The sequence below is a fragment of the Pseudomonas citrullilanati genome (genome assembly GCF_030580855.1).
Taxonomy (GTDB): Bacteria; Pseudomonadota; Gammaproteobacteria; order Pseudomonadales; family Pseudomonadaceae; genus Aquipseudomonas; species Aquipseudomonas citrulli.
The window spans coordinates 164,579-181,297 of sequence record NZ_JAUQOP010000002.1 but is presented as its reverse complement, the minus strand read 5'-3'; the positions used below and the strand labels follow the sequence as shown (position 1 = coordinate 181,297).

Annotated in this window: 19 protein-coding genes and 1 other RNA gene; 9 read left to right on the top strand and 11 right to left on the bottom strand. The window is 64.1% G+C overall.

Annotation, left to right across the window (positions count from 1 at the left end; all coding sequences use genetic code 11):
* Positions 1-93: 93 nt before the first annotated feature.
* Positions 94-564, bottom strand: a complete 471-nt coding sequence (locus Q6A48_RS02345) for an Lrp/AsnC family transcriptional regulator (protein WP_304551660.1) — start codon at positions 562-564, stop codon at positions 94-96.
* Between the two features lie 124 nt (positions 565-688).
* Here Q6A48_RS02345 and Q6A48_RS02340 point away from each other — a divergent pair, with 124 nt between their 5' ends.
* From Q6A48_RS02340 to Q6A48_RS02330, 3 genes are all read left to right on the top strand, one after another.
* Positions 689-1,027, top strand: a complete 339-nt coding sequence (locus Q6A48_RS02340; RefSeq protein ID WP_304551658.1) for an ACT-like domain-containing protein — start codon at positions 689-691, stop codon at positions 1,025-1,027.
* Positions 1,028-1,171: 144 nt separating this feature from the next.
* Positions 1,172-2,956: a type IV pilus assembly ATPase TfpB gene (gene tfpB / locus Q6A48_RS02335; protein ID WP_304551657.1), complete on the top strand. Its 1,785-nt coding sequence runs from the start codon at positions 1,172-1,174 to the stop codon at positions 2,954-2,956.
* An 85-nt stretch (positions 2,957-3,041) separates the two neighbouring features.
* Positions 3,042-3,362: a DUF2388 domain-containing protein gene (locus tag Q6A48_RS02330; RefSeq protein WP_170846005.1), complete on the top strand. Its 321-nt coding sequence runs from the start codon at positions 3,042-3,044 to the stop codon at positions 3,360-3,362.
* 92 nt (positions 3,363-3,454) lie between these two features.
* Here Q6A48_RS02330 and gcvH read toward each other — a convergent pair whose 3' ends face one another.
* The 8 genes from gcvH to Q6A48_RS02290 form a co-directional block, all read right to left on the bottom strand.
* On the bottom strand, positions 3,455-3,838 hold the full coding sequence (gcvH, locus tag Q6A48_RS02325) for a glycine cleavage system protein GcvH (protein WP_304551655.1): 384 nt from the start codon (positions 3,836-3,838) through the stop codon (positions 3,455-3,457).
* A 52-nt stretch (positions 3,839-3,890) separates the two neighbouring features.
* The gene (gene gcvT / locus Q6A48_RS02320) at positions 3,891-4,973 is read right to left on the bottom strand and encodes a glycine cleavage system aminomethyltransferase GcvT (protein ID WP_304551654.1); all 1,083 of its coding nucleotides are present in this window, start codon (positions 4,971-4,973) and stop codon (positions 3,891-3,893) included.
* Between the two features lie 219 nt (positions 4,974-5,192).
* Entirely contained in the window at positions 5,193-6,809 is a 1,617-nt protein-coding gene (locus Q6A48_RS02315) for an ABC transporter permease (protein WP_304551652.1), read from the bottom strand.
* 175 nt (positions 6,810-6,984) lie between these two features.
* Entirely contained in the window at positions 6,985-7,989 is a 1,005-nt protein-coding gene (locus Q6A48_RS02310; protein WP_304551650.1) for an extracellular solute-binding protein, read from the bottom strand.
* A gap of 239 nt (positions 7,990-8,228) precedes the next feature.
* A complete protein-coding gene (locus Q6A48_RS02305) occupies positions 8,229-9,446 on the bottom strand; it encodes a 2-octaprenyl-3-methyl-6-methoxy-1,4-benzoquinol hydroxylase (protein ID WP_304551872.1) in 1,218 nt (405 codons plus the stop codon).
* 67 nt (positions 9,447-9,513) lie between these two features.
* Positions 9,514-10,701, bottom strand: coding sequence for a 2-octaprenyl-6-methoxyphenyl hydroxylase (gene ubiH / locus Q6A48_RS02300; RefSeq protein WP_304551649.1), 1,188 nt, complete (start codon positions 10,699-10,701; stop codon positions 9,514-9,516).
* Positions 10,698-12,032, bottom strand: coding sequence for a Xaa-Pro aminopeptidase (gene pepP, locus Q6A48_RS02295; RefSeq protein WP_304551647.1), 1,335 nt, complete (start codon positions 12,030-12,032; stop codon positions 10,698-10,700). The genes ubiH and pepP overlap by 4 nt, the downstream gene beginning before the upstream one ends.
* Before the next feature lie 27 nt (positions 12,033-12,059).
* A complete protein-coding gene (locus Q6A48_RS02290) occupies positions 12,060-12,614 on the bottom strand; it encodes a YecA/YgfB family protein (protein ID WP_304551645.1) in 555 nt (184 codons plus the stop codon).
* A 129-nt stretch (positions 12,615-12,743) separates the two neighbouring features.
* On the opposite strand from Q6A48_RS02290, the gene Q6A48_RS02285 reads away from it, so the two are divergent.
* The 4 genes from Q6A48_RS02285 (at position 12,744) to Q6A48_RS02270 (ending at position 14,198) form a co-directional block, all read left to right on the top strand.
* Positions 12,744-12,953, top strand: a complete 210-nt coding sequence (locus Q6A48_RS02285) for a TIGR02449 family protein (RefSeq protein WP_042731580.1) — start codon at positions 12,744-12,746, stop codon at positions 12,951-12,953.
* Positions 12,950-13,267 carry a cell division protein ZapA gene (locus Q6A48_RS02280; RefSeq protein ID WP_039590276.1) on the top strand — a complete coding sequence of 106 codons (318 nt, stop codon included), beginning with the start codon at positions 12,950-12,952 and terminating at the stop codon, positions 13,265-13,267. Before Q6A48_RS02285 ends, Q6A48_RS02280 begins: the two co-directional genes overlap by 4 nt.
* A 30-nt stretch (positions 13,268-13,297) precedes the next feature.
* Positions 13,298-13,477: non-coding RNA, 6S RNA (gene ssrS, locus Q6A48_RS02275), on the top strand.
* A 115-nt stretch (positions 13,478-13,592) separates the two neighbouring features.
* Complete coding sequence (locus Q6A48_RS02270; protein ID WP_304551639.1) at positions 13,593-14,198, top strand: 5-formyltetrahydrofolate cyclo-ligase; 606 nt, start codon at positions 13,593-13,595, stop codon at positions 14,196-14,198.
* Between the two features lie 35 nt (positions 14,199-14,233).
* Here Q6A48_RS02270 and Q6A48_RS02265 read toward each other — a convergent pair whose 3' ends face one another.
* On the bottom strand, positions 14,234-14,380 hold the full coding sequence (locus Q6A48_RS02265; RefSeq protein WP_304551637.1) for a hypothetical protein: 147 nt from the start codon (positions 14,378-14,380) through the stop codon (positions 14,234-14,236).
* Between the two features lie 195 nt (positions 14,381-14,575).
* Between Q6A48_RS02265 and Q6A48_RS02260 the strand changes: the two genes are divergently transcribed.
* Entirely contained in the window at positions 14,576-15,028 is a 453-nt protein-coding gene (locus tag Q6A48_RS02260; RefSeq protein ID WP_304551636.1) for an EVE domain-containing protein, read from the top strand.
* 123 nt (positions 15,029-15,151) lie between these two features.
* Here the strand turns inward: Q6A48_RS02260 and Q6A48_RS02255 are convergent, their stop codons facing one another.
* Positions 15,152-15,568 carry a flagellar basal body-associated protein FliL gene (locus Q6A48_RS02255; RefSeq protein ID WP_304551634.1) on the bottom strand — a complete coding sequence of 139 codons (417 nt, stop codon included), beginning with the start codon at positions 15,566-15,568 and terminating at the stop codon, positions 15,152-15,154.
* A 150-nt stretch (positions 15,569-15,718) separates the two neighbouring features.
* On the opposite strand from Q6A48_RS02255, the gene Q6A48_RS02250 reads away from it, so the two are divergent.
* Positions 15,719-16,696: an NADPH:quinone oxidoreductase family protein gene (locus tag Q6A48_RS02250; protein WP_304551632.1), complete on the top strand. Its 978-nt coding sequence runs from the start codon at positions 15,719-15,721 to the stop codon at positions 16,694-16,696.
* The last annotated feature ends 23 nt before the right edge of the window (positions 16,697-16,719 follow it).

Here is a 16,719-nt window from a genome sequence, read left to right as displayed (position 1 = left end):
TTTCGCGAGCAGGCTCGCTCCCACAGCCCCTGAAATTCCACTGTGGGAGCGAGCTTGCTCGCGAAGAGGCCGGCACATGCACCTCATATCCAACTATCGCACCACCGGCAAACTCGTCGTGGACTTGATCTCCGAAAGCGCCACGATCGAGTTCACCTCCTGGATCCCCGGTACCATCGACAGCTTTTCGAAGAAAAACCGCTCGTAAGCCTCGATGTCCGCCGTGACGATCCGCAGCAGGAAGTCCACCGCACCCATCAACACGTAGCATTCCAGGACTTCAGGAAACCCGCGGATCGCCTCGGTGAACTCGGTGAAATTCGAACGGCCGTGGGCGTTGAGCTTGACCTCGGCGAAGATCTGCGTGTTCAGGCCGATTTTCTTGCGATCCAGCAAGGTCACCTGGCGGCGGATGATGCCCTCTTCCTTCATCCGCTGGATCCGACGCCAGCACGGCGATTGCGACAATCCCACCTGCTCGGCCACCTGGGCGCTGGACAGCGAGGCATCCTCTTGAAGCAGCGCCAGTATCCGGCGGTCATAGCCGTCCAGCTCGATTTGCATAAATAAACCCGTTATCTACCGATGATCGAATTGAACCAGTCAATTTTGCATTTAATCCGCGCATCTTAGATAAGAAATACCCGGTCGCGCATGTAAATATTTCTCCCAACCCAAGGAGACCGACATGCCCCCACTCGATGCCATCGCCACCCCACCGAGCCGCGCCGACGCCTGGCACACCGCCAATCCCCATTGCCGCGCGCACTACCGACTGCTGGCCGAGGCCGAGCCGGACCTGTTGTGTCGGGCGCTGAACCTGTTTGCCTTGCAGGGCCTGACGCCACAGCAGGTCCACATGGCGCGTCACGACGATCTGCTGGCGATGGACATCGTCGTCGATGGGCTGAGCTGGCACCGTGCCCAGGTCCTTGCCCAAAAATTACGCAACCTGATCAGCGTGTGCTCGGTGGACTTGCAAGACGCTGACAGGGCGCGGGTCGAGCCGCTTCAAGCCGCCGGTTGAGCTGCGCAGGGCAAGCATTTGTAACGCATTGGTCGGGTAGTGGCCCAACGGCCCCTGGCGTCGGGACTATTCTTTTGTACATCGAGCGAAGACGCCAAGGCGTCTGTATCGCGGCTTTGCTGCAATTGTCCAATAGGAACCCGCATGTCCACCAAACACGCCACTCAGGACCGCTGGCTGGACCTCAACGATCTGCTACGCCAACTGGTCGCCCAGGGCATCATCAGCCAGGACGGCGCCGAGACCGCCCTGAACGCCCGGCGTCGCCACGGCGCCAATAGCCAGCTGCATCCACTGGAGTTCATCGCCAACCAGCACCTGGACGACCTCAGCCGCCCCGGCAAGCGCCTGGACCTGGAAAGCCTGACCCTGTGGCTGGCCGAGCAGGCCGGCCAACCCTACCTGCGCATCGACCCGTTGAAGATCAACGTGGCGGCCGTGACGCCCTTGATGTCCTATGCCTTCGCCCAGCGCCACAAGATCCTCGCCGTGGCGGTCGATCGCGATGCCGTCACCGTGGCCAGCGCCCAGCCCTACGTCAGCAGTTGGGAGGCCGACCTGACCCACGTGCTCAAGCTGCCGGTCCAGCGGGTGGTCGCCAACCCGGTGGACATCCAGCGCTTGAGCGTGGAGTTCTATCGCCTGGCCAAATCGGTCAGCGGCGCTTCCACGGCCGACCAGCAGCCGAGCAACCTGACCAATTTCGAACAACTGCTCAACCTGGGCGCCAGCGACCAGGAACCGGACGCCAACGACGCCCATATCGTCAATATCGTCGACTGGCTATTCCAGTACGCCTTCCAGCAACGAGCCAGCGATATCCACATCGAACCGCGCCGCGAGCAAGGCACCGTGCGGTTTCGCATCGACGGGGTGCTGCACACCGTCTATCAGTTCCCGCCACAGGTGACGATGGCGATCATCAGTCGCCTCAAGAACCTGGGGCGGATGAATGTCGCCGAGAAGCGCAAGCCCCAGGACGGCCGGGTCAAGACCAAGACCCCGGACGGCGGTGAAGTGGAACTGCGCCTGTCGACCCTGCCGACGGCGTTCGGCGAAAAGATGGTCATGCGGATCTTCGACCCGGAAGTGCTGCTCAAGGATTTCGACCAGCTCGGCTTCTCCGCGGACGACTTGCGCCGCTGGCAGGACATGACCCGCCAGCCTAACGGCATCATCCTGGTGACCGGGCCCACCGGTTCCGGCAAGACCACCACCCTCTACACCACCCTCAAGAAACTGGCGACGCCCGAGGTGAACCTCTGCACCATCGAAGACCCGATCGAAATGGTCGAGGGCTCCTTCAACCAGATGCAGGTCCAGCACAACATCGACCTGACGTTCGCGGCCGGGGTGCGGGCGCTGATGCGGCAGGACCCGGACATCATCATGATCGGCGAGATCCGCGACCTGGAGACCGCCGAAATGGCGATCCAGGCGGCGCTGACCGGTCACCTCGTGCTGTCGACGCTGCACACTAACGATGCACCGAGTGCCATCAGCCGCCTGCTGGAGCTGGGGGTGCCCCATTACCTGATCAAGGCCACCGTGCTCGGCATCATGGCGCAACGCCTGGTTCGGACCCTGTGCCCCCAGTGCAAGGCGCCCCTGGCCCTGGCCGAAGACGACTGGCAAACCCTGACCCGCCCCTGGCAGGCGCCCTTGCCGAGCAATGCCCATCGGGCCGTCGGCTGCCTGGAGTGCCGCGACACCGGCTACCGGGGCCGGGCCGGGGTCTACGAGATCATGCAACTGACCGACAGCGTCAAGGCCCTGATCCATCCGGACACCGACCTGCTGGCGGTGCGCCGCCAGGCGTTCAAGGAAGGCATGCGCAGCCTGCGGCTGTCCGGTGCGCAGAAAGTCGCGGCCGGGCTGACCACCGTCGAAGAGGTGCTGAGGGTGACGCCGCAAAGCGAGCAGCGCTGAGCAGGACGACGCCTGACTGTGCGGTCACGGAACTGAATCGAGGCGCTGGTTATCCAAAGTCATAGTTAACCCAGTGGAGTCACCTATCATGCGTCTCAAACTTGCTGTCGCTACCCTGGCCTTGCTGTCTCTTCCTGTTGGCTCGGCGATGGCCGACACGTTTTGGCGTAACGTCATCTCGTCCGGCGCAACCACCGGCTCGACCTACCTGACCTTCAAGGATCACAAGCTGATCGTCGCCGCCCAGGACGACGCCGGCAGCTTCGTTGCCAGTGACGGCGGCATCCGTGGCCCTTACCTGGAAGCCGCGATGCAGAAAGTGCGTGCCGACAACCCAGGCCTGCAAGCCACCGACATGGAACTGGCCAACGCGATCCTGGCGAAAAACGCCGTCGCCCAGGACTGATGCCCGGCCAATAAAAAATGCCGCTCGATGGAGCGGCATTTTTTTGCCCGGCGAACAGCCCAAGGCTGCCCCCAATATCCTGTGGGAGCGGGCTATTCGCCGATAGCGGACTTATAGCCCGCCGCATCGAGCAACTTGCCCAGCTCGGCCTCGTCGTTTGGCTTGAGCTTGAAGATCCAGGCGCCATATGGATCGGAGTTCAGCAGTTCCGGCGAACCGCCCAGCTCCTCGTTGACGGCAATCACCGTACCTGCAATCGGGGAATAGATATCGGAAGCGGCCTTGACCGACTCGACCACACCGGCCTGGGCACCTGCCTCAAAGGTCGTACCGACTTCTGTCAGCTCGACGAATACCACGTCACCCAGGGCTTCCTGGGCGTGGTCGGAGATGCCGACGGTGACGGTGCCATCGGCTTCCAGGCGTGCCCACTCATGGCTTTCGGCAAAACGCAGTTCGGCAGGGATATCGCTCATATTCTGTGTCCTCAAGAGAAAGTGTCAGCGGCCGGCGGCCTGCCGCATAAAGTTAGATCAGGGTTTTGCCATGGCGGACGAAGGTCGGCTTGACCACTCGTACCGGGTACCACTTGCCACGAATTTCCACCTCGGCTCGGTCGGCGGTGGCCATCGGAACGCGTGCCAGGGCGATCGACTTGCTAAGCGTAGGAGAAAAACTACCACTGGTGATCTCCCCTTCGCCAACATTGGCGATGCGAACCACCTGATGAGCGCGCAAGACACCCCGCTCCTCCAGCACCAGTCCGACCAATTTGTGCTGCACACCGCTCGCAAGCTCGGCTTCCAGGGCGCTGCGACCAATGAACTGGCGGCTCGCCGGCTCCCAGGCAATGCTCCAGGCCATGTTCGAGGCCAGTGGGGAAACGTCCTGGTGGATGTCCTGGCCGTAGAGGTTCATGCCGGCCTCCAGGCGCAAGGTATCGCGTGCGCCGAGGCCGATGGGGGAAATGCCGGCGCCGACCAGGTCGTTGAAGAAACTCGGCGCTTCGTGGGCAGGCAGGACAATCTCCAGGCCGTCCTCACCGGTATAGCCGGTGCGGGCGATGAACCAGTCGCCGTCGGCGCGCCCCTCGAAGGGCTTGAGCTGCTGGATCAGCTGGCCACGTGCCTGGGTGACCAGCTCGGCAATTTTCTGCCGCGCATGGGGCCCCTGGATCGCCAGCATCGCCAACTCGGGCCGCTCGTGCAGTTGCACGTCGTACCCGCCGAGTTGCGCTTGCATCCAGGCCAGGTCCTGGTCGCGGGTCGAGGCATTGAAGACCAGCCGATAGCCGTCCTCGACGCGGTAGATGATCATGTCATCGACGATACCGCCGCGCTCATTGAGCATGGTGCTGTACAAGGCACGTCCTGTGTCCTGCAAGCGATCGACGTCGTTGGCCAGCAAACGCTGCAGCCAGGCCTTGGCCTGGGGACCGGCGACATCGATCACGGTCATGTGGGATACATCGAACACCCCGCAGTCGCGCCGCACCTGATGGTGCTCCTCGACTTGCGAGCCGTAATGCAAGGGCATATCCCAACCGCCAAAATCGACCATCTTCGCGCCCAGGGCGAGATGAAGGTCATACAGAGGCGTACGCTGTCCCATGGGTTTCTCCTTCCGGGCTTGGCGAAGGTGCGGACGGGTACTGCACAGCGCAAGCACCTGGAAACAAGGGTGCCTCAGCCGTTCTCAGTTACCCGGTCCGACAGACGGACCGCACCGAATGCCGCGCATTGTAGCCGCATGATGTAGGACTGGCACCTACTGGCCCGTGTGGCTAATTCATATGCTCAACTTCGGCGCCAGAATTAACCGTACAGGCCACTAGCCAATTCGATGGGCCGAACGCCGGATCAATCCGATGACCGGCAACAACCCGACCAGTACCAGGGTCAACGCTGGCAGCGCGGCCCGGGCCCATTCACCTTCGCTGGTCATTTCGAAAATCCGCACCGCCAGCGTGTCCCAGCCGAACGGGCGCATCAGCAGGGTCGCGGGCATTTCCTTGAGCACGTCGACGAACACCAGCAGCGCCGCGCTCAATGTGCCAGGCACCAGCAGCGGCAGATACACTTTGAAAAACAGTCGCGGCCCACTGACACCAAGGCTGCGTGCGGCCTCCGGCAGCGACGGGCGAATGCGCGCCAGGCTGCTTTCCAGCGGGCCGTAGGCCACGGCCAGGAAGCGCACCAGATACGCCAGCAGCAGCGCCGACAGGCTGCCCAGCAGCAAGGGTTTGCCCGCGCCGCCGAGCCAGCTCGACAGCGGGATGACCCACGCGCGGTCCAGGTAGCTGAACGCAAGCATGATCGACACCGCCAGCACCGAACCGGGCAACGCATAGCCCAGGTTCGCCAGGGCCACGGCGGAGCGAATCGGCCGGGTCGGTGCCAGCCGCCGGGCGAACGCCAGCAGCAGGGCGACGGCCACGGTGACCAGGGCAGCCAGGCCTCCCAGGTAGAGGGTGTGGGCGATCAGCCCGGCATAGCGTTCGTCCAGGTCGAAGCGCCCGCGCTGCCAGAACCACACCAGCAACTGCAGCACCGGGATGACGAACGCGCAGGCGAACACCAGGCAACACCAACCACTGGCCGCCACGGCCTTGAGGCCATGCAGCGGGTACAACGCCTTGCTCCGCGGCCGCTCGTTGCTGGCGCGATGGGCGCCCCGGGCCCGACGCTCGCCGTAGAGCACCAGCATCACCACCAGCAACAGCAGGCTCGCCAGTTGGGCAGCACTGGAAAGGCTGAAGAAGCCGTACCAGGTCTTGTAGATGGCGGTGGTGAAGGTGTCGAAGTTGAACACCGACACCGCGCCGAAGTCGGCCAGGGTTTCCATCAGCGCCAATGCCACGCCGGCACCGATGGCCGGCCGCGCCATTGGCAGCGCCACCCGCCAGAACGCCTGCCACGGCGATTGCCCGAGTACCCGGGCCGCTTCCATCAACCCCTTGCCCTGGGCCAGGAACGCGCTTCGCGCCAGCAGGTAGACATAGGGGTAGAACACCAGGACCAGCACCAGGATCACCCCACCGGTGGAGCGCACCCGCGGCAGGCGCAGGCCGCTGCCGAACCATTCGCGCATCAGCGTCTGCACCGGCCCGGCGAAATCCAGCAGGCCCACGAAGACAAATGCCAGCACGTAGGCCGGAATCGCGAACGGCAGCATCAACGCCCAGTCGAGCCAACGTCGCCCGGGAAACTCACACAGGCTGGTGAGCCAGGCGAGACTCACCCCCAGCACCGTCACCCCGACGCCCACCCCGAGGATCAATGTGAAGGTATTGCCCAGCAACCGGGGCATTTGCGTATCCCACAGGTGGGACCAGATCTGCTGGTCGATGCTTTGCCAGGACAGCAACAGCACGCTCAACGGCAGCAGGACCAGCGCGGCGATGGCGAAGACCAGGGGATACCAGCGGCGTTGGACGGGGTGGGTCAAGGAATACTCTCGTTTGAATGATGATGCCCTGTGGCGAGGGGATTTATCCCCGCTGGCTTGCGAAACAAGCCCAATGCAACCAACACAGCCCGCCCGACTCCCCGGGTAGGCTGTTCAGGGCTGCTTCGCCCCCCAACGGGATAAATCCCCTCGCCACAAAGACCGTGGCCGATTGTTAGTTCCAGCCGGCCCGATCCATCATTCGAATGGCCTCGGCCTGGCGTTTTCCAGCCACTTCCACCGGCAGGGTGTCGGCCTTGAACGTGCCCCAGGCGGCGACCTCCTTGGACGGCTCCACCGTCGGGTTGGCCGGGAACTCCTGGTTAACGTCGGCAAAGATGCTTTGCGCTTCTGGCGTGGTCATCCATTCCACCAACTGCTTCGCGGCTTCCGGATGCGGCGCGTGCCGGGTCAGGCCGATGCCCGAGAGGTTGATGTGCACACCGCGGTCGGCCTGGTTCGGCCAGAACAGCTTCACCTTCAGGTCCGGTTTCTGCTGGTGCAGGCGGCCATAGTAGTAGGTATTGACGATCCCGACGTCGCACTGCCCGGCATTGATGGCTTCAAGCAGCGCGGTGTCGTCGGAGAAGACGTCGGTGGACAGGTTGCGGATCCAGCCCTTGAGGATTTCCTCGGTTTTTTCCGCGCCGTGGGTTTCGATCAGCGTGGCGGTCAGGGACTGGTTGTAGACCTTCTTCGAGGTGCGCAGGCACAGGCGACCCTCCCACTGCTCGCCCGCCAGGGCCTCGTAGGTGCTCAGTTCAGCGGGTTTGACCCGGTCGGTGGAATAGACGATGGTCCGCGCCCGCAGGCTCAAGCCGGTCCAGGCATGGGACGACGCACGGTATTGCGGCGGGATGTTGGCATCGATCACCGGGGAGGTGAACGGTTGCAGGATGCCCATCTGCTCGGCCTGCCAGAGGTTGCCGGCGTCGACGGTGAGCAGCAGGTCGGCGGTGGCGTTTTCGCCCTCGGCCTTGATCCGCTGCATCAGCGGCGCTTCCTTGTCGGTGATGAACTTCACCGATACGCCGGTCTTTTGGGTATAGGCATCGAAGACGGGCTTGATCAACTCGTCGATGCGCGAGGAGTAGACCACCACCTCGTCGGCGGCCTGGGCGGCGGTGGTGCCCACCAGGGTCAAGGCGAGGGCGGACAGCAGGCGCTTGGGTGCCGACATGGTAGCGGTCTCCGGATGGCGAAAGAGGTGCAAATGATAAGGACTCACATTTGGCATCTCAATCGAACAGTGGGTAGACACATTTCCAAATGTTGCAGCTTGATGTGCTGTATTTTTGCGTCCGCCATCGCGGGCAAGCCTTGCTCCCACAAGCTCTTGCTTCCCCTGATGTGCAATGTGGGAGGCTTTTGTGGGAGCAAGGCTTGCCCGCGATGAGGCCATAAGCCCCAACCCATCTCTCAAGCCTTGGCCAGATCCGGCAAATCCCCAATCAGCCCCAGCGCCTCGCGCACGAACAACGCCTTGGCCTCAGGCATGCGGTCCACCAGCTTCAACCCGGTATTACGCAACCAGCGCACCGGCAACGGATCGGCCTGGAACAGCCGCTCGAAGCCTTCCATGGCCGCCATCAGCGCCAGGTTGTGGGGCATGCGGCGGCGTTCGAACCGGCTCAGCACCTTCACATCCGCCAGGCGCTCGCCGCGTCCGGCGGCCTGAAGCAGTACTTCGGCCAATACGGCGGCGTCGAGGAAGCCCAGGTTGACGCCCTGCCCGGCCAATGGGTGAATGGTGTGGGCCGCGTCGCCGATCAGCGCCAGCCCTTCGGCCACGTAGCGCTTGGCATGGCGCTGGCGCAACGGTACGCACAGGCGCGGATCGGCGCCCAGCACGGCCCCCAGTTGGCCTTCGAAGGCCCGCTCCAGCTCGCTGCAGAACGCGCCGTCATCCAGCGCCATCAAGCGCTGCGCTTCGCCCGGGGTGGTGGACCAGACGATCGAGCACCAGTCGTGCTGGCCGTCGCGCTCCAGGGGCAGGAAGGCCAGCGGGCCGTTGTCGGTGAAGCGCTGCCAGGCCGTCAGGCGATGTGGCCGGGCGCTGCGCACGCTGGTCACGATGGCATGGTGCAGGTAATCCCATTCCCGCGTGGCGACGCCGGTCAGGCGCCGCACCGCCGAATTCGCCCCGTCGGCGGCGATGACCAGCGGCGCGCGCAGGGTGCGGCCGTCAGCCAGGGTCAGCAACCAGTCGTCGCCGGAGCGACGCATCTGTTCGAGCCGCGCGTTGGCCAGCAGGCCCAGGTCGCAGTCGTGCAGGCGCTCCAGCAAGGCATCTTGCACCACGCGGTTTTCAACGATGTGGCCCAGGACGTCGGCGTGCAGGCTGTCGGCCGAAAAGTGGATCTGGCCGGTGCCGCTGCCATCCCACACCTGCATGTCGGTATAGGGACTGGCACGTCGGGCGGCGATGCCGTCCCACACGCCCAGGCGTTCGAGGATCCGCTGGCTGGCCGCCGACAGGGCACTGACCCGGGGCTCGAACGCGGCCTGGGGATCGAAGGGCTTGACGCTCAGCGGGCCGCCATCGAGCAGCAGCACTTGCAATCCGCTGCCCTGCAACGCCAGCGCCAGGGCGCTGCCGACCATTCCCGCGCCGACAATCAGCAGATCTGCACGCAATTCCATGCTTTACGCCTGTTTAGCGGGCGACACGCGTCGCCCATGAAAAGAAGGTTCCACCGCGGCCCTACACATCGGGCCGCGTCCCGATCCCCATGGCCTGCCGGGCAAACCAGCGCTTGGCCGGCGGCAGCAGGTCGAGGCCCAGCAAGCCGAGGTTACGGCCCAGGGAGACCAGCGGCAGGCTGCTGCTGAACAGGCGCGTGACCTGGTCGGAGAAGCCCACGGTCAATGCCTGGTCCATGCGTTGGCGCTCGCGATAGGCTTGCAGCACGGCAAAGTCGCCGGGCTCGCGGTCGCTGTCGAGCAAGGCCTCGGCCAACGCCTGGGCGTCACGCAGGGACAGGTTGAAACCCTGCCCGGCGATCGGGTGCAGGCTGTGGGCGGCATTGCCAAGGATCGCCAGGTGCGGGCGTACCTGCTCTTCGGCCTCGACCAGGGCCAACGGATACAGATGCCGCGCACCCACCTGCTTGAGCGTGCCCAGGCGATAGCCGAACACGCCCTGCAATTCGCTGAGGAAGCTGCGCTCGTCGAGGGCCGCCAGGCGCTGCGCATCCATCCCCTGGCGGGTCCAGACCAGCGCACAGCGGTCCTCCGGCAGCGGCAGCAGGGCCATCGGCCCATCGTCGGTGAAGCGCTCGAACGCCATGCCGTTGTGGGCTTCGCTGGGGGTGATGTTGGCGATCAGCGCGCTCTGGTCATACGGTCGATGCCGCACGCCGACGCCCAACTGTTCCCGCAGCCCCGAACGGCCACCGTCGGCCAGCACGGCGAGGTCGCATTCCAGGGTGGTTTCATCGTCCAGGGTCAGGCGGTAACCGCCCACTAGCGGCTCCATCCGCGTCACCTGCGCCGGACAGCGCCAACTGACCACCTCCTTGTCGAGGCCTTGCCACAGGCACTGGCCCAGCCAGGCGTTCTCCACCACGTAGCCCAGCGCAGGCACGCCCTCTTCCATGGCCGACAGGCGCGCCGTGGAAAACCGCCCGCGATCGGACACGTGGATCTGCTTGATCGGTTCGGCGCGCCGGGAAATGGCCTGCCAGACGCCCAGGCGTTGATAAATCTGCCGGGCGCCGTAGGACAATGCCGAGGATCGGGCATCGTAGCTCGGCTGCCAGGCATCGCCAGGGGCGAACGGCTCGATCAGCAGGATCTTCCAGCCCCGGGCCTTGGCCCCGGCCTGCAACGCCAACGCCAGGCTCGCGCCCACCAGGCCGCCGCCGACGATCGCCAGGTTGACCCGGCTCATGCCGCTTGCGCCCGGGCGGCAGCCATCAGGGCCTCGATATCGGCGACCGTCTTCGGCACGCCTCGGGTCAGGATTTCACAACCGGTTTTGGTCACTACCACGTCATCCTCGATGCGCACGCCAATGCCGCGCCATTTTTTCGCTACGCTGCGGTCGTTCGGACCGATGTAGATGCCCGGCTCCACCGTCAGCGTCATGCCGACTTCCAGCACCCGCCATTCGCCGCCGACCCGGTACTCGCCTACGTCATGCACGTCCATGCCCAGCCAATGGCCGGCACGGTGCATGTAGAAGGCCCGGTAGGCTTCGCTGGCGATCAACGCCTCCACGTCGCCTTCCAGCAGCCCCAGGCGCACCAACCCTTCGGTAATGACCCGGACCGTCGCCTCGTGGGCCTGGTTCCAATGCTTGTCCGGGGCGATTTCGGCAAACGCCGCTTCCTGGGCCGCCAGCACCACTTCATAGATCGCTTTCTGCTCGGGCGAAAACTTGCCGCTGACGGGCCAGGTCCGGGTGATGTCACTGGCATAGCAGTCGATTTCACACCCGGCGTCGATCAGCACCAGGTCGCCGTCCTTGAGCACCGCGTCATTCTGCTGGTAGTGCAGGATGCAGCTGTTGCGCCCCGCCGCGACGATCGAGCCGTAGGCCGGCATCTTCGCCCCACCCTTGCGGAACTCATAGTCCAGCTCGGCTTCGAGGCTGTATTCGTAGAGCCCCGGCCGCGCCGCCTGCATCGCCCGGATGTGGGCCTGGGCGGAAATCCGCGCCGCCTCGCGCATCACCTTCAATTCCGCCGCCGATTTATACAGGCGCATGTCGTGGAGCAGGTGATCCAGGGCAACGAATTCGTTCGGCGGCTGGGCGCCGAGGTTGGCCTTGGAGCGGATCACGTTGATCCACTCCATCAGGTGCCGGTCGAATTCCGGGTTGCTGCCCATGGCCGAGTACACCCGGTCGCGGCCTTCGATCAGGCCTGGCAGGATGTCGTCGATGTCGGTGATGGGGAAGGCGTCGTCGGCACCGTAGTCGCGGATCGCGCCTTCCTGGCCGGCCCGCAGGCCGTCCCACAACTCACGCTCGGCGTTGCGCTCGCGGCAGAACAGGATGTACTCGCCATGGGCGCGGCCCGGCATCAGCACGATCACTGCCTGCGGTTCGGGAAAGCCGCTGAGGTATTGGAAATCGCTGTCCTGGCGGTAGACGTGCTCGACGTCGCGATTGCGGATGGCAACCGCGGCGGCGGGCAGGATTGCGATGCTGTTGGGCTCCATCTGCGCCATCAGCGCCTTGCGGCGACGGCCGTATTCCGCTTTCGGGATATGAATCATGGGCAGGCGGCGTTCCCTTTCAGGCAATCAGTGCAAGGACGGCTTGGCGGCCGGTTCCGAGCTCTTCCGGGTCTCGGTGAACAGCAGCAATGGCGCGACCCGCAGGTATTCCATCACTTCCATGTAGTCGCTTTCGCCGTCATCGGATTCTTCCAGGGCGTCCTGGACCTGGGAGATCGCGGCCAGGTCCTGCAACACTTCCTTGGCCTCGTCGCTGAGGGCGTATTCACGGCGGGTCAGGCCGAAGCCGGCGAGGAACCCCTGGCACCACTGGCCCAGCGCGGCGGCGCGTTCGGCCAGCGGGGTGTCATCGGTGGGCAGCAGCAGGACGACGGTCATGTCGTCGCTGGTCAACTCGCCCTTGACCATTTCCTGCAGGCCGACCAGCGCATTGCGGACGTTGTCCGCCGGCTCGCCTTCGAGCAGTTCGGCGGCATCGGCCAACCAGCCCTCGACGTCGAAACCGGCGCCGGCGCAACTGCGGCCGAGCAGCAGGCCATGGAGTTCGGCTGGCGAGACGGGGTGGCCGCTGGAGCTCAGCAGGGTGGCGAACGCTTGATACGGGGAGTTCTGAATGGGCATGGGCAGCTAGGCGCCAGACGGCGCTATGTCTAGAATGGAGGCCTTGTATCCTACATCGACAGACTCGCCAAGACTATCAGAGGCTGTGCGACCTGCATTCCCCATCAGACACAATCTTCAGTGGACACAATGGAAGACAACGACCTGCAAGCGCTGATGGCCAGACTCGAATTGCTAATTGAGCGGGTCGAGCAACTAAAGAGCCAAAACGGACTCCTATTAGCTCAGGAAAAAACCTGGCGCGAGGAACGCGCTCACCTCATTGAAAAAAACGAAATCGCCCGGCGTAAGGTCGAATCGATGATTTCGCGCCTCAAGGCCCTGGAGCAAGACTCATGAGTTCAAGCAATAGCGTTACCGTGCAGATCCTCGATAAAGAGTATTCGATCATCTGTCCCCAGGAAGAGCGCAGCAACCTGGTGAGCGCCGCCCGGTACCTGGACGGCAAGATGCGCGAGATCCGCAGCAGCGGCAAGGTCATCGGCGCCGACCGCATCGCCGTGATGGCCGCCTTGAACATCACTCACGACCTGCTGCATCGCCAGGATACGCCTGATGTCCAGGTCAGTGGCTCGACCCGCGAACAGGTCCGTGACCTGCTCGATCGGGTGGATCTGGTGCTGGCCACCGATCCGGACGTCAGCAAGGGCTGATTCGCGAGGCTGCCTGGGGTATACTCGCGTCACTCCCTGGGGTGCTTGCCAGTTGGTGATGTCCCTGAGCCGATACGCACAACCACGGGGGTTGCACGTTGGGGCCGGTGTGCATGTCCGCTTGACGGAAAGCCTTAACGCCTCCTGCAACTTCCACCTTGAACTTTCGGGTTCAAGGGCTAAGCCGACAGCGGTTCATCCGGGGAGCCTGATTCCAGACGATGCCAGTCCAAGCGGACTGGCATCGTCGTTTCCGGCCCGGGCATTTATGAGCGTGCCGCTTTGCGGTTACGCTGTGCCATCGCCGCCTCCGTGAACACTCGACATGACCGAACCCGCGCTGCTGCCCCGCCCGCAACTCCGACGCCTGCTGCGCCAGGCCCGTCGCGCCCTGACGCCCGCCCAGCAGCGCCAGGCGGCCCACGGGCTGTACAAGCAATTGGCCCAGCACCGGCTGTTTCGCCGTGCCCGGCACATCGCCCTGTACCTGCCCAACGACGGCGAGATCGATCCGCGCCTGCTGCTGCGCGCCGCCCAGCGCCGGGGCAAGGCCACCTACCTGCCGGTGCTCAGCCCGTGGCCGCGGACCAAGATGGTTTTCCAACGCATCCGCCCCGGCGAACAACTGCACCCCAATCGTTTTCGTATTCTCGAACCGCGGATCGACATGGCCCGGCAACGCAAGGTCTGGGCGCTGGACCTGGTGTTATTGCCGCTGGTGGGATTCGACGATGCCGGAGGACGGCTGGGCATGGGCGGCGGCTTCTATGACCGCAGCCTCGCTTACCTCTCGCGGCGCCGGCAGTGGCGCAAACCGACGCTGCTGGGGCTGGCCCATGAATGCCAGAAAGTCGAACGGTTGGCACAGGCAAGCTGGGACGTACCGCTACAGGGCACGGTCAGCGACAGGCGTTGGTATATTGCGCGATAGGCGCCGCGACAATCAGCGACGCCTGGGAGACGGGCTCAGCGCTTGAACGTGGGCGCGGGCTGGGTAATGTCCACCGGCGCCTCGGTCTTGTTGGCCCACAGGCTCTGTGCGTAACCCGTGGTCACGACACCCAGACCGAACAGAATGACCAGAATCCACAACAAATCCGGTTTGCGTTTCATCGATTGCCCCCCTCAAGGCATATCACACACGATGACAGCAGCGGTTTTCTTATTGGCCGTGCAGCAGCGTCAAGCTTGGAAGGCCGGCATTTTGCGGCAACCTGGATCGACACGCAAACTCTGGCGTCAACCGACTGTCGGTTTGTCATAAAATCGCTGAACTATTTTCATGCACACCGCCCAGGAGTAGAAATCATGGCCTATTGGCTGATGAAATCCGAGCCCGACGAGCTCTCCATCCAAGGCCTGGAAAAGCTCGGCCAGGCGCGCTGGGACGGGGTCCGCAACTACCAGGCGCGCAATTTCCTGCGAGCCATGGCCGTCGGCGATGGGTTTTTCTTCTACCACTCCAGTTGCCCGGAGCCTGGCATTGCCGGGATCGGGCGGATCGTCCGGGCGGCCTACCCCGACCCGACGGCACTGGAACCCGACAGCCACTACCATGACCCCAAGGCCAGCCCGGACAAGAACCCCTGGAGCGCCATCGACGTGGCGCACGTCGAGACATTCCCCCGGGTCCTGAAGCTCGACTACCTCAAGCAACAGAGCGCATTGGCCGAGATGCCGCTGGTGCAGAAAGGCTCGCGGCTGTCGGTGATGCCGGTAACGGCCGAGCAGTGGGCGGCGGTGGTTGCGCTCAAGCCTTGAGTGACTCACTGCCCCACAGGCCGTTTTCGCGAGCAGGCTCGCTCCCACGGGTGTCTTGTGATCGACGCAAATTCCCCGTGGGAGCGAGCCTGCTCGCCAATGGCTCGCCCGCATCTCCAGGCCTTACTGGATGATCAGGTTGTTGAACAACAGATCTTCCACCATCGGCTTGCCGGTCTCGTCGTTCAGCACTTGCTGGGTCTGCTTCAACGCTTCCTGGCGCAGCTTTTCCTTGGCTTCGAGGCTATTCATGGTCTCGACGCTCTGCTGGGCAAACAACGCCACCAACTGGTTGCGAATCAGCGGTTCATTCGCCTTCACCGCCGCCGCGGCGGCGTCGCCGGTGACCCGCAGCGCCACGTCGGCCTTGTAGACCTTCAGCTTCGCCGTACCATCCAGACCGTAGTTGCCCACGAAGGGCGGGCTGAGGGTGATGTAGCTGACCTTCGGCGCCTCGCCTTCCTTCGCTTCCTTGGCTTCTTCGGCCATCACTGCCGCAGGCAGCGACAGGGCCAGCATCCACACGATCCACGCTTTCACATTCGACTCCTCATCCGGTTTGCGGCCCAGCATACCGACCCGCCGCTCAAGCACAAGCTTATGGCCGGCTATCAGGGCGGGGCATGCTCGTTGACCCGTTGACTCTCACACCTACACTTATCGGCCATCACTCCCAAAGGAATAGCCCTGATGAAAGCCGTGCTGTGCAAAGAATTCGGCCCTGCCGAATCGCTGGTGCTGGAAGACGTCGCCAGCCCCGTTGCGAAGAAGAATGAAATCCTGCTGGACGTGCACGCCGCCGGGGTGAATTTCCCTGACACGCTGATCATCGAGGGCAAATATCAGTTCAAGCCGCCGTTCCCGTTTTCCCCGGGCGGCGAAGCGGCGGGCGTGGTCAGTGCCGTGGGCGAGAAGGTCAGCCACTTGAAGGTCGGTGACCGGGTGATGGCGCTGACCGGCTGGGGCAGCTTCGCCGAGCAGGTCGCGGTTGCCGGCTACAACGTGCTGCCGATTCCGCCGGCCATGGACTTCAACACCGCCGCCGCCTTCAGCATGACCTACGGCACTTCGATGCACGCCCTCAAGCAACGGGCCGACCTGCAACCGGGCGAGACCCTGCTGGTGCTGGGCGCCTCCGGTGGTGTCGGCCTGGCCGCAGTGGAAATTGGCAAGGCCATGGGCGCCCGGGTGATCGCCGCCGCCAGCAGCGCCGAGAAGCTCGCCGTGGCAAAGGCCGCCGGTGCCGACGAGTTGATCAACTACAGCGAAACCAGCCTGAAGGAAGAGATCAAGCGCCTCACCGACGGCCAGGGCGCCGACGTGATCTACGACCCGGTGGGCGGCGACCTGTTCGACCAGGCCATCCGCGCCATCGCCTGGAATGGCCGGCTGCTGGTGGTGGGCTTTGCCAGCGGACGCATACCCGAATTGCCGGTAAACCTGGCCCTGCTCAAGGGCGCCGCCGTCATGGGCGTATTCTGGGGCGCCTTCGCCCAGCGCCAGCCCCAGGACAACGCCGCCAACTTCCAGCAATTGTTTGGCTGGTTCACCGAAGGCAAGCTCAAGCCACTGGTCTCGCAGGTGTACCCACTGGACAACGCCGCCCAGGCCATCAATGACCTGGCGCAACGCAAGGCGGTCGGAAAGGTCGTCGTGCAGGTGCGTTGACGCTAACAAAACGATCCGGCCCG

Coding starts and splice junctions, on each gene's coding strand:
- Q6A48_RS02250 (WP_304551632.1), top strand. CDS start 15,719: ATGAAAGCCGTGCTGTGCAAAGAATTCGGCCCTGCCGAATCGCTGGTG.
- tfpB (WP_304551657.1), top strand. CDS start 1,172: ATGTCCACCAAACACGCCACTCAGGACCGCTGGCTGGACCTCAACGAT.
- Q6A48_RS02265 (WP_304551637.1), bottom strand. CDS start 14,380: ATGAAACGCAAACCGGATTTGTTGTGGATTCTGGTCATTCTGTTCGGT.
- ubiH (WP_304551649.1), bottom strand. CDS start 10,701: ATGAGCCGGGTCAACCTGGCGATCGTCGGCGGCGGCCTGGTGGGCGCG.
- Q6A48_RS02270 (WP_304551639.1), top strand. CDS start 13,593: ATGACCGAACCCGCGCTGCTGCCCCGCCCGCAACTCCGACGCCTGCTG.
- pepP (WP_304551647.1), bottom strand. CDS start 12,032: ATGATTCATATCCCGAAAGCGGAATACGGCCGTCGCCGCAAGGCGCTG.
- Q6A48_RS02345 (WP_304551660.1), bottom strand. CDS start 564: ATGCAAATCGAGCTGGACGGCTATGACCGCCGGATACTGGCGCTGCTT.
- Q6A48_RS02280 (WP_039590276.1), top strand. CDS start 12,950: ATGAGTTCAAGCAATAGCGTTACCGTGCAGATCCTCGATAAAGAGTAT.
- Q6A48_RS02310 (WP_304551650.1), bottom strand. CDS start 7,989: ATGTCGGCACCCAAGCGCCTGCTGTCCGCCCTCGCCTTGACCCTGGTG.
- Q6A48_RS02340 (WP_304551658.1), top strand. CDS start 689: ATGCCCCCACTCGATGCCATCGCCACCCCACCGAGCCGCGCCGACGCC.
- gcvT (WP_304551654.1), bottom strand. CDS start 4,973: ATGGGACAGCGTACGCCTCTGTATGACCTTCATCTCGCCCTGGGCGCG.
- gcvH (WP_304551655.1), bottom strand. CDS start 3,838: ATGAGCGATATCCCTGCCGAACTGCGTTTTGCCGAAAGCCATGAGTGG.
- Q6A48_RS02290 (WP_304551645.1), bottom strand. CDS start 12,614: ATGCCCATTCAGAACTCCCCGTATCAAGCGTTCGCCACCCTGCTGAGC.
- Q6A48_RS02260 (WP_304551636.1), top strand. CDS start 14,576: ATGGCCTATTGGCTGATGAAATCCGAGCCCGACGAGCTCTCCATCCAA.
- Q6A48_RS02285 (WP_042731580.1), top strand. CDS start 12,744: ATGGAAGACAACGACCTGCAAGCGCTGATGGCCAGACTCGAATTGCTA.